The organism is Halomonas getboli (assembly GCF_023094245.1).
In the GTDB taxonomy this organism is placed as follows: Bacteria; Pseudomonadota; Gammaproteobacteria; order Pseudomonadales; family Halomonadaceae; genus Halomonas; species Halomonas getboli.
Map to the genome: position 1 here is coordinate 355,198 of NZ_JALMEW010000002.1, position 13,642 is coordinate 368,839.

The 13,642-nt window shown below is 68.0% G+C and carries 12 protein-coding genes; 6 read left to right on the forward strand and 6 right to left on the reverse strand.

Annotated features, from left to right (window positions below):
- Nucleotides 1-231: 231 nt before the first annotated feature.
- The 3 genes from MYL53_RS06640 to MYL53_RS06650 all read left to right on the forward strand — a co-directional run bounded on the left by MYL53_RS06640 (nucleotide 232) and on the right by MYL53_RS06650 (nucleotide 3,341).
- Nucleotides 232-1,830, forward strand: coding sequence for an isocitrate lyase (locus MYL53_RS06640; protein WP_247852834.1), 1,599 nt, complete (start codon nucleotides 232-234; stop codon nucleotides 1,828-1,830).
- A 574-nt stretch (nucleotides 1,831-2,404) separates the two neighbouring features.
- Nucleotides 2,405-2,623, forward strand: coding sequence for a hypothetical protein (locus MYL53_RS06645; protein WP_247852835.1), 219 nt, complete (start codon nucleotides 2,405-2,407; stop codon nucleotides 2,621-2,623).
- Between the two features lie 250 nt (nucleotides 2,624-2,873).
- The gene (locus tag MYL53_RS06650) at nucleotides 2,874-3,341 is read left to right on the forward strand and encodes an outer membrane lipoprotein (protein ID WP_247852836.1); all 468 of its coding nucleotides are present in this window, start codon (nucleotides 2,874-2,876) and stop codon (nucleotides 3,339-3,341) included.
- A gap of 87 nt (nucleotides 3,342-3,428) precedes the next feature.
- Here MYL53_RS06650 and MYL53_RS06655 read toward each other — a convergent pair whose 3' ends face one another.
- Nucleotides 3,429-3,710: a hypothetical protein gene (locus tag MYL53_RS06655; RefSeq protein WP_247852837.1), complete on the reverse strand. Its 282-nt coding sequence runs from the start codon at nucleotides 3,708-3,710 to the stop codon at nucleotides 3,429-3,431.
- A 207-nt stretch (nucleotides 3,711-3,917) separates the two neighbouring features.
- On the opposite strand from MYL53_RS06655, the gene MYL53_RS06660 reads away from it, so the two are divergent.
- A complete protein-coding gene (locus tag MYL53_RS06660) occupies nucleotides 3,918-4,400 on the forward strand; it encodes an FKBP-type peptidyl-prolyl cis-trans isomerase (protein ID WP_035595239.1) in 483 nt (160 codons plus the stop codon).
- Nucleotides 4,401-4,490: 90 nt separating this feature from the next.
- Here MYL53_RS06660 and MYL53_RS06665 read toward each other — a convergent pair whose 3' ends face one another.
- The 3 genes from MYL53_RS06665 to MYL53_RS06675 are packed head-to-tail and all read right to left on the reverse strand — an operon-like array spanning nucleotide 4,491 to nucleotide 9,975.
- Nucleotides 4,491-7,079 (reverse strand): FdhF/YdeP family oxidoreductase, encoded by a 2,589-nt coding sequence (locus MYL53_RS06665; protein WP_247852838.1) that lies wholly within the window; start codon nucleotides 7,077-7,079, stop codon nucleotides 4,491-4,493.
- Between the two features lie 23 nt (nucleotides 7,080-7,102).
- Nucleotides 7,103-7,732 carry a CDP-alcohol phosphatidyltransferase family protein gene (locus MYL53_RS06670; protein ID WP_247852839.1) on the reverse strand — a complete coding sequence of 210 codons (630 nt, stop codon included), beginning with the start codon at nucleotides 7,730-7,732 and terminating at the stop codon, nucleotides 7,103-7,105.
- A complete protein-coding gene (locus tag MYL53_RS06675; protein WP_247852840.1) occupies nucleotides 7,732-9,975 on the reverse strand; it encodes an FAD-dependent oxidoreductase in 2,244 nt (747 codons plus the stop codon). Before MYL53_RS06675 ends, MYL53_RS06670 begins: the two co-directional genes overlap by 1 nt.
- A gap of 140 nt (nucleotides 9,976-10,115) precedes the next feature.
- On the opposite strand from MYL53_RS06675, the gene msrA reads away from it, so the two are divergent.
- The gene (gene msrA / locus MYL53_RS06680) at nucleotides 10,116-10,742 is read left to right on the forward strand and encodes a peptide-methionine (S)-S-oxide reductase MsrA (RefSeq protein WP_247852841.1); all 627 of its coding nucleotides are present in this window, start codon (nucleotides 10,116-10,118) and stop codon (nucleotides 10,740-10,742) included.
- Here msrA and MYL53_RS06685 read toward each other — a convergent pair.
- Nucleotides 10,727-11,941 carry an MFS transporter gene (locus tag MYL53_RS06685; protein WP_247852842.1) on the reverse strand — a complete coding sequence of 405 codons (1,215 nt, stop codon included), beginning with the start codon at nucleotides 11,939-11,941 and terminating at the stop codon, nucleotides 10,727-10,729. The genes msrA and MYL53_RS06685 overlap by 16 nt on opposite strands.
- An 87-nt stretch (nucleotides 11,942-12,028) precedes the next feature.
- Here MYL53_RS06685 and MYL53_RS06690 point away from each other — a divergent pair, with 87 nt between their 5' ends.
- On the forward strand, nucleotides 12,029-12,907 hold the full coding sequence (locus tag MYL53_RS06690; RefSeq protein WP_247852843.1) for a LysR family transcriptional regulator: 879 nt from the start codon (nucleotides 12,029-12,031) through the stop codon (nucleotides 12,905-12,907).
- A 59-nt stretch (nucleotides 12,908-12,966) separates the two neighbouring features.
- On the opposite strand, the gene MYL53_RS06695 is transcribed toward MYL53_RS06690, so the two are convergent.
- Nucleotides 12,967-13,554, reverse strand: coding sequence for a C40 family peptidase (locus MYL53_RS06695; RefSeq protein WP_247853000.1), 588 nt, complete (start codon nucleotides 13,552-13,554; stop codon nucleotides 12,967-12,969).
- Nucleotides 13,555-13,642: the final 88 nt, after the last annotated feature.

Consider the following 13,642-nt stretch of genomic DNA (forward strand, 5'->3'; position numbering starts at 1 on the left):
GTGATATCCAAGGCGAGCGAGGGACGCCCGGCATCGACGCTTGTGCCATGTAGTCGCCGGGCACTTTCCTCTCTCGACGAGGTTCGACCAGCCTCCTGGAGACAGACTCGGGAAAGCGGACGAACCTGATAGCGCTTCGCGGTCGCAGCATGAGGCTTCGTCGACACCAGACGGCAATCACGCCGAGACGAGACCGGGCGACCTCCCCCAGCAGGCAGAGAGGATGGCTCCATGGCAACGTTTCAAGAACAGCTCAAGACCCTGACCCAGCTGCGCGAAGGTCAGCGCGGCAAGTGGGACAACATCACGCCCGAGCACGCCGCCCGGCTGCGCGTTCAGAACCGCTTCCAGAGCGGCCTGGACATCGCCCGCTACACCGCCCGGATCATGCGCGAGGACATGGCGGCCTACGACGGCGACACCGCGAAGTACACCCAGTCGCTGGGCTGCTGGCACGGCTTCATCGGCCAGCAGAAGATGATCTCCATCAAGAAGCACTTCGGCGAGACCAAGGGCCGCTACCTGTACCTCTCCGGCTGGATGGTCGCCGCACTGCGCTCCGAGTTCGGCCCGCTGCCCGACCAGTCGATGCACGAGAAGACCAGCGTGCCGGCGCTGATCGAGGAGCTCTACACCTTCCTGCGCCAGGCCGACAGCTGGGAGCTCAATCACCTGTTCCGCGACCTGGAAGCCGCCCGCGAGGCCGGCGACAGCGCCAGGGTCGCCGAGCTCGAAGGCCAGATCGACAACCATGAGACCCACGTGGTGCCGATCATCGCCGACATCGACGCCGGCTTCGGCAACGCCGAGGCCACCTACCTGCTGGCCAAGAAGATGATCGAGGCCGGGGCATGCTGCCTGCAGATCGAGAACCAGGTCTCCGACGAGAAGCAGTGCGGCCACCAGGCCGGCAAGGTCACCGTGCCCCACGAGGACTTCATCGCCAAGCTCAATGCCGTGCGCTACGCCTTCCTGGAGCTCGGCGTGGAAGACGGCGTGATCGTCGCCCGCACCGACTCCCTGGGCGCCGGCCTGACCCAGAAGATCGCCGTCAGCCACGCGCCGGGCGACCTGGGCGACCAGTACAACGCCTTCCTCGACGGCGACGAGATCGCCTCCGCGGACGATATCGCCAACGGCGACGTGGTGATCAAGCAGGACGGCAAGCTGGTCAAGGTCAAGCGCCTGGCCTCCGGCCTCTACCAGTTCAAGCCGGACACCGGCGAGGACCGGGTGGTGCTGGACTGCATCACCAGCCTGCAGAACGGCGCCGACCTCCTGTGGATCGAGACCGAGAAGCCCCACGTCGGCCAGATCAAGGGCATGGTGGACCGCGTGCGCGAGGTCTGCCCGGACGCCAAGCTGGTCTACAACAACTCGCCGTCCTTCAACTGGACTCTGAACTTCCGCCAGCAGGTATTCGACGCCTGGGAGGCCGAGGGCCGCGACGTCAGCGCCTACGACCGCGCCGACCTGATGAACGCCGAGTACGACGCCACCGAGCTGGGTCGCCAGGCCGACGAGTGGACGCAGAACTTCCAGCGCGACGCCGCCCGCGAGGCCGGCATCTTCCACCACCTGATCACTCTGCCGACCTACCACACCGCGGCCCTGTCCACCGACAACCTGGCCAAGGGCTACTTCGGCCAAGAAGGCATGCTGGCCTACGTGGCGGGCGTCCAGCGCCGCGAGATTCGCGAGGGCATCGCCACCGTCAAGCACCAGGACATGGCCGGCTCCAACATCGGCGACGACCACAAGGAGTTCTTCCACGGCGAGGCGGCGCTCAAGGCCGGCGGCAAGGACAACACCATGAACCAGTTCGGCTGATCGAACGCAGCACCACCGCCACGACAAGACACTCGGGGAGGCTTCGGCCTCCCCTTTTTTACTGTCGGCCTACCCGGCGCTCACTGCCCCGACTCGCATCGCCCCTGTCTCCTCTCTCCTCTCTCCTCTCTCCTCGCCCCTCGCCCCTCGCCCCTCGCACCTCGCCCCTCGCACCTCGCCCCTCGCACCTCGCCCCTCGCACCTCGCACCTCGCACCTCGCACCTCGCACCTCGCACCTCGCACCCATGAAGCATGCCAACAACATCCGCGACGTTCCTTACACGATGTAGTCGAGTTACAACCCCGGCTGCGGCCAATGAGGCATGGTCGGTTCTACCGTGCTGCACCATAGTCAATTCACAGCGCAGGACAACGCGTCGCTACCCCGACCGGCGACCCGCGCTGAAAGCTACAACGAAGGCGCTCTTGTCGATGATCCAGGCGCCATAGGCGATGGTCTTTCCAAGCTTGTGACCACTTCGCGACTGCAGCATAGGGCGCTTACCCGGCCCGGCATGCGTAGCAAACGCCCCCTAATGCCATCGACGATGGCGACTGAACGAGGTGTTACACATGAACTGCATCGAACTGAGCCACCAAGCCGACCTCATTGCCAGCACCTTCAGCAAGCAGGAACTCGCCAAGCTGGTGCTGGCCCTGAAGGGCAACCGGGAATCCCTGCAGCACGCCGTCGAGGTGATCGATACCGTCGACAGCCGCGTGGGCTACTCCCTCGACGATGCCTGGGACGAGGTGCTGACCGGCGACGCCTTGCAGCAAGAGGAGGAATGAGGCGCCTTTCCGCGACAGCCTGACTAGCCATTGCCCACCCCGCCCTGCGGGGTGGGCTTTTTCATGGCACTCGCTTCGCCACCGGCCGCCCTCGTTCGCAGGCGCACCTTTTCGGCATTCGCTGGTCAAAAATCGCGTCTACAGGCAGGGTATGAACAACGGCGAGCATACGCTCCGCTGCACCATGTCTTACGGAAGCCATACGGCGCGACACCAACGGCGTCGCTCACCGACTTGCAAGGAGTCATTCATGAAGCGCTTTCTTCCCATCGTCGCCCTCGGCGCCCTGACCCTGGCGGGCTGCGCCAACACCGCGCCCTACTCGGGCAACGTCTATTCCGGCAATCAGGCCAAGGTGGCCCAGAACGTGAGCATCGGCACCATCACCGCCATGCGGCGGGTGCAGATCCAGGCCGGGGATCAGAACAGCGGCGCGCTGGGCGGCCTCGGCGGCGCCGTCATCGGCGGACTGCTGGGCAACCAGATCGGCGGCGGCTCGGGCCGCACCCTGGCCACCGCGGCCGGCGCCATCGGCGGCAGCGTGGCCGGCAAGAAGATCGAGGACAGCGCCAATCGCACCGACGCCTGGGAGCTCGAGATCCGCAAGCAGACCGGCCAGACCGTGGTGGTGGTGCAGAAGGCCGATCAGCCGTTCCAGGTCGGCCAGAAGGTGCGCCTGATCGGCACCGGCAACAACGTCAGCGTGGCGCCTTACTGAGCCCCGCGCCGTCGATACGCCGACGCGATAACGCAGAAGGCCCGCGGCGCATGCGCCGCGGGCCTTCTCGTCGAGCAGGCGTCAACCTCAGTGGAAGTTGGCCTTGCGCATCGCCCAGCACACCAGCTTGCTGCCGATCAGCACGATCAGGCCGATGATGACCAGCGTCAGCAGCAGATCCACCGGGCGCACGATGGCGGTAGCGCCCAGCACGGCAATGGCCGGGCTCCACACCCAGCGGTCGTCCTCGCTGCGCAGTACAGACGGCATCAGCTTGTCGAGCGCCGAGCTGACGGTGGCCTCCCAGCGGCTCAGGCACAGGAAGAGGATCACGGCAAAGGCGATCAGCCAGATGACGGTCAAGGTCATGGAGGAGTCTCCAGCAGGGAACGAATGAACGGGGAAAAAGCGTCGCACAAAGGGTATCCCCGCCTTCAGAAGCACGCAACCACGGGGACAAGGCGTGAATCCCGCTCAGGATCGCCGCGAGCAAGCTGAAAAATCTCCTTACGCCACTGACAGTCCCCGGGAAGCCACGTTACCATGCGCGCACACGCACTCATCGATAGGTTCATCATGCAAATCGCACAGAATTCCGTTGTGGCCTTCCACTACACCCTGACCAACGATGCAGGGGAAGTGCTGGACAGCTCGGAAGGCCGTGAGCCGCTGACCTACCTCCACGGCGCCGGCAACATCATTCCGGGCCTCGAGAAGGAAATGGAAGGTCGTGCGGCTGGCGACAAGCTCCAGGCCAAGGTCGCCCCCGAAGAAGGCTACGGCGAAGTCCAGCCGCAGCTGGTGCAGGAAGTCCCGCGCGACGCCTTCCAGGGCGTCGAAAGCATCGAGCCGGGCATGCAGTTCCAGGCGCAGACCCAGGGCGGTCCGCTAATGGTCACCGTGACCCAGGTCGAAGGCGACACCGTCACCGTCGACGGCAACCATCCGCTGGCCGGCCAGACCCTGAACTTCGACGTCGAGATCGCCGAAGTCCGCGAGGCCAGCCAGGAAGAGGTCGAGCACGGCCACGTCCACGGCGAAGGTGGCCACGAGCACTAAGCTCGCCGCCAGCCAGGACGAAAAAGGGGCAGCCCACGGGCTGCCCCTTTTCTATGCCTGTCCCGTCGAGATGAGCAGTCAACGCCGGCCTCAGACGCTGGCCAGCACTCCCTCGCGCGCATTCACCTCCTCGGCGTCCATCGGGCGCAGACGCACCGGCACCGACTTCGAGGCCGGCGTATTGCTGCGGGCATCCCGATGATCCAGCGGAATCAGGTCGTTGGTTTCCGGATAATACGCCGCCAGGCAGCCGCTCGGAATGTCGTAGGCCTTGAGCCGAAAGCCCGACATGCCACGCTCAAGGCCATCCTCGCTGGCCGTCTCCAGCCGCACACGCTGGCCTTCGGTGAAGCCGAGCGCCTCAAGATCCTGGGGGCTGATCATCACCACCATGCGGGTGCCGTAGACATCTCGATAGCGGTCATCCTCCGAATAGACGGTGGTATTGAACTGATCATGCCCCCGCAGGGTAATCAGCAGGAAGACGCTATTCCTGTCGAGCGTCTCGTGAGTGACCTTGTCGAGGCCCGGCTCATCGGCGCCCAGCCCATCGGGGAACAGGAAGTTGGCGCGCCCGCTGTCGGTCGGCCAGATGCGCTCTCGAGGCGGCGTCCGGATGCGAAAGCCTCCCTCGGCCAGACGCGCATTGTAGTCGGGGAAAATCTGCGGGAAGACCGCCTCGATGCGATCCCGGATGCGGGCATAGTCCGCCTGCAGCCAGTCCCAATCCAGGGAAGGGTGCGCCGGCAGCGTCGCCTTGGCCAGCTGACAGGTGATGGCGATTTCCGATGGCAGCGAGGGGTCGGCCGGGGCGAGCATGCCGCGCGACGGCGAGACGTTGCACATGCCGTCCTCGACGCTTGTCACCTGCTCCGCGCCCTGGCCGTCGGGGCCTGCCTGACGATCACGCTCGCTGTGCCCCAGCGTCGGCAGCACCCAGCCATGCCGACCAGGATGAAGATGACTGCGATTGAGCTTCGTGGCGATGTGCACGGTCATGTCCAGCTCGCCCACACGCCGGACCACGCGTTGCTGGTCGGGGATGGCACGAAAGAAGTTGCCGCCCATGCCGATGAAGGCCTTCACCTCACCACGCAGGATGGCCTCGCAGCACTCGGCCACATCATGGCCAGGGTCGCGCGGACACTGCATGTCGAAGACCCGATCGAAGGCGTCCAGCATCTCGGGCTTGGGCAGATTCTCGATCCCGACGGTACGATCCCCCTGCACGTTGGAATGGCCACGGACCGGGCAGGCCCCGGCGCCCGGACGCCCGATGTTGCCGCGCAGCAGCAGCAGGTTGATGATCTGCTGGATGGTGTCGCCGCCCCGAGCGTGCTGGGTAATCCCCATTCCCCAGCAGCAGATGACGCGATCGGCCTCGAGATAGGTCTGTGCGGCCTGCTGCAGTGACTCACGCGACAGACCGGACATGCCGACCAGGTCGTCCCACGACAGCGCCCGACAGTAATCGGCGAAGGCCTCGAAGCCATGGCAGTGCTGGGCAATGAAGGCGTGGTCGAGGTAGCCCGCGGCATGCGGATCGTCGCGGCGACGCGCATCGTCCGCCTCGATGACGTACTTGCACATCGCCTGGATCGCGGCCAGGTCACCGCCGATTCGCAGCTGATGGTACTGGGTACAGATCTCCGTGCCCTCGCGCCCCAGCATGTCCTTCGCGGACTGCGGGTCGGCGAAGCGTATCAGCGCCCGCTCGCGCAGGGGATTGAAGCTGACGATCTCGGCCCCGCGAGCGCGAGCCGCGTGCAGGTCTCCCAGCATGCGAGGGCTGTTCGTGCCGCTGTTCTGGCCGAAGATGAAGATGGCATCCGCCTGGGAGAAGTCGTCGAGATTCACCGTGGCCTTGCCCAGGCCGATGGACTCCGGCAGCGCCCGCGACGTGGTCTCGTGGCACATGTTGGAGCAATCGGGAAAGTTGTTGGTGCCGTACAGGCGCCCCAGCAACGAGAACAGGAAGGCCGCCTCGTTGGACGTGCGCCCCGAGGTGTAGAACTCGACCTGATTCGGACTCTCGTAACCCTTCAACCGCTGGCCGATTTCCGCATAGGCCGCCGCCCAGGAAGCGGGAACGTAGCGATCCTGCTCGGCGTCATAGCGAAGCGGGCGCGTCAGCCGCCCCTCGCGCTCCAGCTGATGATCCGTCCACTCGCGCAGTTCGCTCAGCGTATGGTCGGCAAGGAAACGATCCTCGAGGCGCTTGCTCGTGGCCTCCCACGCCAGTGCCTTGGCGCCGTTCTCGCAAAAATTCGCCCGCTTGGGCTTGTCGCCATTCGGCCAGGCGCAGCTGGGGCAGATGAAGCCGTCGGGCTGATTCATCTTCAGCAAGCCGAGATGGCCCTTGACGGGCAGGTGCTCCGACCACAGGAACGTCTCGACGGCCTTGAGGGAGGGCCATCCACCCCCCGGGGGCGTGCCCAGCTGGCTACCGGCAAGCCCCGGGTCCAGGTCGGGCGCGTGTGCCCCCTTGGTGCCGAAGGCGACGTGCGGCGGCGTCGTATCGGACGACGTCGAGGAAGAGGAATCGGACATGCCAGGCTCCATACACAGGTGAGTGAGTGTCCTTCTCGAATCAGCCCCCCTCCACACCATAAGGGACAGCCTGGGCCGTGCAAAATCCGGGAGCGCCAACGTCAGGCCGCCATGCAGCCCCCTGACCATGGCGCACGCCGGGGCCCTGACGATCAGCTCGAGCCGGCCGACAGCGCCCTCAGGGTCAGGTAGCCGCCCGCCAGCCGGGTCGCGGTCGTCACCAGGCAGGCCGCGGCGAAGACGACCGCCAGCAGCGGAAAGTGCCCCGGCCACAGGCAGAAGGCCACCAGCGCCAGCAGCGTCTCCGTGCCTTCGGTCAGGCCGCTCAGGTAATAGAACGCCTTGCGCGGAAAGCGCGGCCGGTCCAGCGCATGGCGGGCGGCCATGATGGCGAAGGCCAGAAACGACGTGCCGGTGCCGATGAAGGCGAACAGCAGCAGGCTCGCGGCCAGGGCGTTGGCGGCCGGGTCGGCCAGGGCGAAGCCCAGCACCACGGCGGCGTAGAAGACGAAGTCCAGGCCGATATCGAGGAAACCGCCGGCGTCGCTGGCGTGATCGGTCAGCCGCGCCAGGGCACCGTCCAGGCCGTCGCCCAGCCGATTGAGCAGGATCACCGCCAGAGCGGCGCCGTAGGCCTCCATGGCCAGCAGCGGCAGCGCCAGCATGCCGACCAGGAAGGCCACCACGGTCACCTGATCCGGCCGCACGCCGATCTTCGCAAGCCCCCGGGCCAGCCATCTCAGCGGCCGCTGGGTCAGCGGCATGGTCCAGCGATCGAGCATCAGGCGTCTCCTTTCGCGTCACTCTCGTCTCGTCTGTCGCTCCCGTCGCGCTCCCCCTTCCCCTCGGCGCGCCCCTCGCCCCGGCGCCAGGCGAAATAGCGCTCGAGCCAGGCCAGCAGCCGTGCCGGCTTGTGGGCGTTCTTCCACACCCCGGCGGTGGCCTTCACCGCCTCGCTGCGGGTCGGATAGGGATGCACGGTGCCGAGCAGCTTGTTGAGCCCGATGCCGTGGGTCATCGCCAGGGTGAACTCGGCCAGCATCTCGCCGGCGCCCAGGCCGACCAGGGTGGCGCCCAGCAGGCGGTCGCGCCCCGGCACGGTGAGCACCTTGACGAAGCCGTCGCGCCGGCCGTCGGCGATGGCGCGGTCGAGCTCGGACAGCGCGTAGCGGGTCACCTCGACCTCGATGCCGCGCTCGCGGGCCTCGCGCTCGCTGAGGCCGACCCGCGCCACCTCCGGGTCGGTGAAGGTCACCGCCGGCAGCGCCCGATAGCTGACCCGGAAGCGCCTGAGCTCGCCGAACAGGGCGTTGACCGCGGCATGCCAGGCCTGGTGCGCCCCGGCATGGGTCAGCTGGAAGGGCCCGGCCACGTCACCGCAGGCCCAGACGTTGGGCAGCACCGAGCGCAGCGTCTCGTCCACCGCCAGGGTGCCGTCCGGGGCGGTCTCGACGCCCAGCGCCTCGAGCCCCAGGCCGGACACGTTGGCGCGCCGCCCCACCGCCACCAGCAGCCGGTCGAAGGGCAGCGTGTCGAGGCGCGTATCGCCGGCCTCATTGCCCTGGCCGATCTCGACCTCGAGGCCGTGGCCACCGTCGTCGAGCGCGATCACCCGCAGCGCCTTGGCCGTCAGGCGCACCTCGACGCCCTCCTCGCGCAGCCGGTCGGCCACCGCCTCGGCGGCGTCCTCGTCCTCCCGGGGAAGCAGCTGGCCGCCCAGCTCCACCAGGGTCACCCGGCTGCCCAGCCGGGCGAAGCTCTGGCCCAGCTCGCAGCCGATAGGCCCGCCGCCCAGCACCAGCAGGCGCTCGGGCAGCGCCTGGAGCTGCCAGAGGGTGTCCGAGGTCAGCGGCTCGGCCTGCTCGATGCCCGGCAGCGGCGGCACCCAGGGCGAGGCGCCGCTGGCGATGATCACATGGCGCGCGGTGATCACCCGCTCGCTTTCGCCTTCGGATACGCGAATCCGCCAGGGATCGTCCAGCCGTGCCTCGCCCTGGACGACCTCGACGCCGAGCCCCTCGTAGCGCTCGCGGCTGTCGTGGGGCTCGATCTCGCGAATCGCCTCGCGCACGTGGGCCATCACGGCGGCGAAATCGACGCTCGGCTCGCCGGCGGTAACGCCGTAGCGCGGCGCCCGGCGCACCTCCTCGGCGGCCCGCGCCGCGCGGATCAGCGCCTTGGAGGGCACACAGCCGGTATTGAGGCAGTCGCCGCCCAGCCGGTCGCGCTCCACCAGTGCCACCCGGGCCTTCACCGCGGCGGCGATGTAGCTCGCCACCAGCCCGGCCGAACCGCCGCCGATCACCACGATGTCGTGATCGAAGCGCGCCGGCCGGGAGAATCGCCGGGCCAGCCGGCGCCGCTTAACCAGGCCCACCAGCCCCCGGGCCAGCCAGGGAAAGACCCCGACCAGGGCGAAGGACAGGATCAGCCCCGGCGACAGGATGCCGGCCAGCGACTCGAGGTCGCCGAGCTCGCGGCCGGCATTCACGTAGACCGCGGTGCCCGGCAGCATGCCCAGCTGGCTGACCCAATAGAAGGTGGTCAGCCGCATCCGCGTCAGGCCCATCACCAGGTTGATGACGAAGAACGGAAACAGCGGGATCAGCCGCAGGGTGAAGAGATAGAAGGCGCCCTCACGCCGGATGCCGGCGTTGACGCGTTCGAGCTGGGCGGCGAAGCGCCGCTCCAGCGGCGCGCGGGCCAGGGTGCGGGCGATCAGCGCCGCCAGGGTCGCGCCCAGGCTGCTGGCGAACGAGATCAGCACCAGCCCCCAGCCGAAGCCGAACAGCGCCCCGCCGAGCAGCGTCAGCAGCGCCGCCCCCGGCAACGACAGCGCTGCCATTGCCACGTAGAGGGCGAAGAAGCCGCCGGCCAAGGTCAGCGGGTCCTCGGCCAGCCAGGCCTGGAAGCGGACCTGCTCGGCCTTGAGATGATCCAGCGTCAGCAGTTGATCGGCACCGGAGAGAAAGAAGGCGGCGAAGGCGAGAATGATCAGGCCCAGCAGCAGGCGTCGCTTGGTCAAGTCGGTCTCCCTGTTCCATGGTGAGGTAACGCCCTGTGAGTCGTCGCCGGGCACTTCCCCTTACACTGGCGGTCAATCGCGTGTAAGGAAAGCCGTTCGCGACCGACCCATCGTCATCGCTCGTGGAGGAGATTCCCATCATGACAGTCAACCGCATGATTCGCCTGCCCGCCCTGCTGCTCGCGGCCGCGTTCGCCGTTCCCGCGGCCGCCGAGTCCGACGGCACCGCCACCGAGAGCGCCGTGTTCGGCGGCGGCTGCTTCTGGTGCGTGGAACAGGCCTTCGACGAGGTCGACGGCGTGGTCGCGACGACCTCGGGCTTCTCCGGCGGCGAGGTGAAAAATCCCAGCTACGAGCAGGTCTCGGCCGGCGGCACCGGCCATATCGAGGTGGTGAAGGTGGACTACGATCCCGCCACGGTCGACTACCGCACCCTGCTCTACGTCTTCTGGCGCAATATCGACCCCTTCGCGGTGGGCCGTCAGTTCTGCGACAAGGGCGCGACCTACCAGAGCGTCATCTTCGTCATGGGCGACGAGCAGCGCGCGTTAGCCGAGGCCAGTCGCGACGCCGTGGCCGAACGCTTCGGCCGCGAGATCGGCACCCAGATCCGCGACTTCACGGCCTTCTACCCGGCCGAGGACTACCACCAGGACTTCTACGAAAAGAATCCGGTGCGCTACCACTTCTACAAGTCGGCCTGCGGGCGTGCCGATCGGCTGGAGGAGGTCTGGGGCGACGAGGCGTCGGCTCACGCCATGCCCTGAGCCGACGCCTCTTTCGCCGCCCGCCGGCGCTCCCCGCGACGCAGCCGCCAGGCCAGCGTCAGGGTAACGAGCAGCACCAGGCCGCCGCCCAGCACCACGCCCGGCCAGTGTCCCGCGCGCCAGAACGGTTCGAGCCACACGCCGCCGAGGCTGGCGCCGACATAGTAGAACACCAGATAGAGCGCCGAGGCGCTGCCGCGGGCCCGCCTGGCCTGGCGCCCCACCCAGCCCGAGGCCATGGAGTGGGCCAGGAAGAAGCCGAAGGCGGCCAGCGTCAGCCCGACCAGGATGACCGGCAATGAAGGCGCCAGCGTCAGCGCCATGCCCGCGGCCAGCAGCAGCGTGCCGAGCGCCATGCAGGTCGGCGGCGAGGCGCGACGCACCAGGCGGCCGGACAGCGACGAACCCAGGGTGCCGCCCAGATAGGTCAGGAACAAGAGTCCCAGCAGGCGCGCGTCCAGCGAGAACGGCGCATCCGCCAGGCGGAAGGTCAGGTAGCTGTAGAGGTTGATGAAGACCAGGAAGTTGAGTCCGCCCAGCAGGTAGGCGCCGCGCAGCTCGGGCTGGCGCAGGTGCCCGGCCATGTCGGCCAGCGCCTCGCTCAGCCGAAAACGACGCGGCGCGAAGCCGCGGGCCGGCGGCAGCAGCCACCAGAACAGCGCCACGCCGGCCAGCGTCAGGCCGCCGACCCACAGGAAGCTCGCCGAGACCCCGGCCGATTCCGCGGCCCAGCCACCGATCACCCGCCCCGAGATGCCGCCCAGCGAGTTGGCGGCGATGTAGAGCCCCACCGCCGGCAGCATGGCCGAGCGCTCGAACTCGTCGCCCATCCAGGCGATCGCCACCGCCGGCAGCCCGCCCAGCACGAACCCCTGGACCACGCGCAGCGCCAGCAGCGTCTCGAAGCCCGGCACGACCGCCAGCGCCAGCGACAGCCCGCCCCCGGCCAGCAGCGTCAGGCGCATGATGCCGCCGCGGCCGATGGCGTCCGACAGCGGGCCGAACACCAGCAGTGCCGCCGCCAGCGACAGCGTGGCCAGCGACATCGCCAGGTTGGCGACCAGCGTCGAGACGCCGTGGGCCTGGTGCAGCGAGGGCAGCAGCGGCTGCACCACATAGAGATTCAGAAACACGAGGAAGGAGCCCAGGCACAGGGCCAGGGTCGCGCGCCACCAGGCGCGACTGTGAGCGTCGATCATGAAGGCCTCCGGGTTGGCTGCCCATGATCCAGGGCGCACAATGATAAGCCAAGCAGAAGTTAATGATGGAACTCATCGGATTCTCTTATGGCCCTGCCCTTCGACCTGCGCAGCCTCGGCGTATTCCTGGCGGTGGTGGACCATGGCGGCTTCAGCGCCGCCGCCCGCTCGCTGCACCTGGCCCAGTCCGCAGTCAGCCAGACCGTCGCCAACCTGGAACATCGCCTCGAGCTCACGCTCTTTCATCGCCACGAGCGACGCATCGCCCTGACCGCCGAGGGCGAGGCCCTGGCCGAGCATGCCCGCGACCTGCTGGCTCGGGCCGAAGCCGCGGAGCTTGCCATGCGGGAGCTTCACGGGCTGGTCAAGGGCGAGCTGCGGATCGGCATTCCCTCGATGCTGGGCTCCTACTATTTCCCGCCGCTGCTGATGGGCTTCAAGGCGCGCCATCCGGGCATCCGGCTGACGGTGGTGGAGGCCGGCGCTCGCCGCCTGCAGCGCATGATCGCCGCGGGCGAGCTGGACCTGGGGGTGGTGATCGACGACGGCGAGAGCCGCCATCTGACGCGCGAGGCGCTGGCGCGGGAAGAAATGGTGGTCTGCGTGCCCCGGGAACACCCCTTCGCCGCACGCGACAGCGTCACGCCCGAGGCCTTCTTCGCCGAGCCGCTGGTGCTGTTCCAGGATGGCTACTTTCATCGCGAGTTCATCGACGCCCTGGCGCGTGACACCGGGGCCAGCGCCAACGTCGCCTTCGAGTCGAACCTGATTCCGCTGACCAAGGCCATCGTGCGCCAGGGCTTCGGCATCACGACCTTCCTCAGGCGGGTGGTCGAGGAGCCGGAGCTGGCGGCGGTATCCTTCGACCCGCCGGCCTGGCTGGCGCTGTCGCTGGCCTGGAAGGAAGGCGCCTATCTGTCGCGGGCCGAACAGGCCTTCGTGACGTTCGTGCTGGAGAACCGCTAGGCGATGTCAGAGCGGTGCCGGCGCGCGTCGACGTGTCAGGCAGCGCCTGGCGCGAGTCCTCAGCCCTCGCCGCGATCGGACGGGGCGTCGTCGAGGCGCTGCGCCAGATGCACGTCGTCCAGCGGACGCCGCGCCTGCCAGTAGTAGTGGCGCCAGTAGCGATTGTCGAGGGAGGAAATCTTGACCCCGCGGGAGGTCGAGGCGTGCAGGAAGCGCCCCTGACCGACATAGATGCCAACGTGATGGTAATAGCCGGGCGGCTGGAAGAACACCAGGTCGCCGGGACGCAGGTCGTCGCGCGGCACCGCTTCGCCCTCGCGTACCTGCTGGGTGGTGGTGCGCGGCAGATCCAGGCCGAAGGCCTCGGCGAAGACGCGCTGCACCAGGGCGGAGCAGTCGATACCGTGGCGGGTGGTGCCGCCCAGCCGGTAGGGCGTGCCGAGCCAGCGCTGGTGCTCGACCAGCAGCGCCTGGCGCACCTGGGCCGGCGGCGGATTACGCAGCCCGCGCAGCGCGAGGACAGGATTGTCGACTGGCGACATCTGCGCCCCGCCGGGCAGCCCCGGCATATCGCGGGCGAAATAATCGTCCACCGGCGGCTTCGATCCGCCGCTGCCGGCGCAACCGGTCAGCAGCAGCAATGTCAGGCCTGCGAGTGAAACGCGACTCCACGTCGACATCCCTGTCCCCTTCCCCGATCCCTGTGTGTCTTGAAGATGATGTCGGCCGGTCGGC

Bases quoted from the DNA above. Each gene is read 5' to 3' on its own strand.
- MYL53_RS06650 (WP_247852836.1), top strand. From the start codon at position 2,874: ATGAAGCGCTTTCTTCCCATCGTCGCCCTCGGCGCCCTGACCCTGGCG.
- MYL53_RS06655 (WP_247852837.1), bottom strand. From the start codon at position 3,710: ATGACCTTGACCGTCATCTGGCTGATCGCCTTTGCCGTGATCCTCTTC.
- MYL53_RS06690 (WP_247852843.1), top strand. From the start codon at position 12,029: ATGGCCCTGCCCTTCGACCTGCGCAGCCTCGGCGTATTCCTGGCGGTG.
- MYL53_RS06665 (WP_247852838.1), bottom strand. From the start codon at position 7,079: ATGGTCAGGGGGCTGCATGGCGGCCTGACGTTGGCGCTCCCGGATTTT.
- MYL53_RS06670 (WP_247852839.1), bottom strand. From the start codon at position 7,732: ATGCTCGATCGCTGGACCATGCCGCTGACCCAGCGGCCGCTGAGATGG.
- msrA (WP_247852841.1), top strand. From the start codon at position 10,116: ATGACAGTCAACCGCATGATTCGCCTGCCCGCCCTGCTGCTCGCGGCC.
- MYL53_RS06685 (WP_247852842.1), bottom strand. From the start codon at position 11,941: ATGATCGACGCTCACAGTCGCGCCTGGTGGCGCGCGACCCTGGCCCTG.
- MYL53_RS06640 (WP_247852834.1), top strand. From the start codon at position 232: ATGGCAACGTTTCAAGAACAGCTCAAGACCCTGACCCAGCTGCGCGAA.
- MYL53_RS06660 (WP_035595239.1), top strand. From the start codon at position 3,918: ATGCAAATCGCACAGAATTCCGTTGTGGCCTTCCACTACACCCTGACC.
- MYL53_RS06645 (WP_247852835.1), top strand. From the start codon at position 2,405: ATGAACTGCATCGAACTGAGCCACCAAGCCGACCTCATTGCCAGCACC.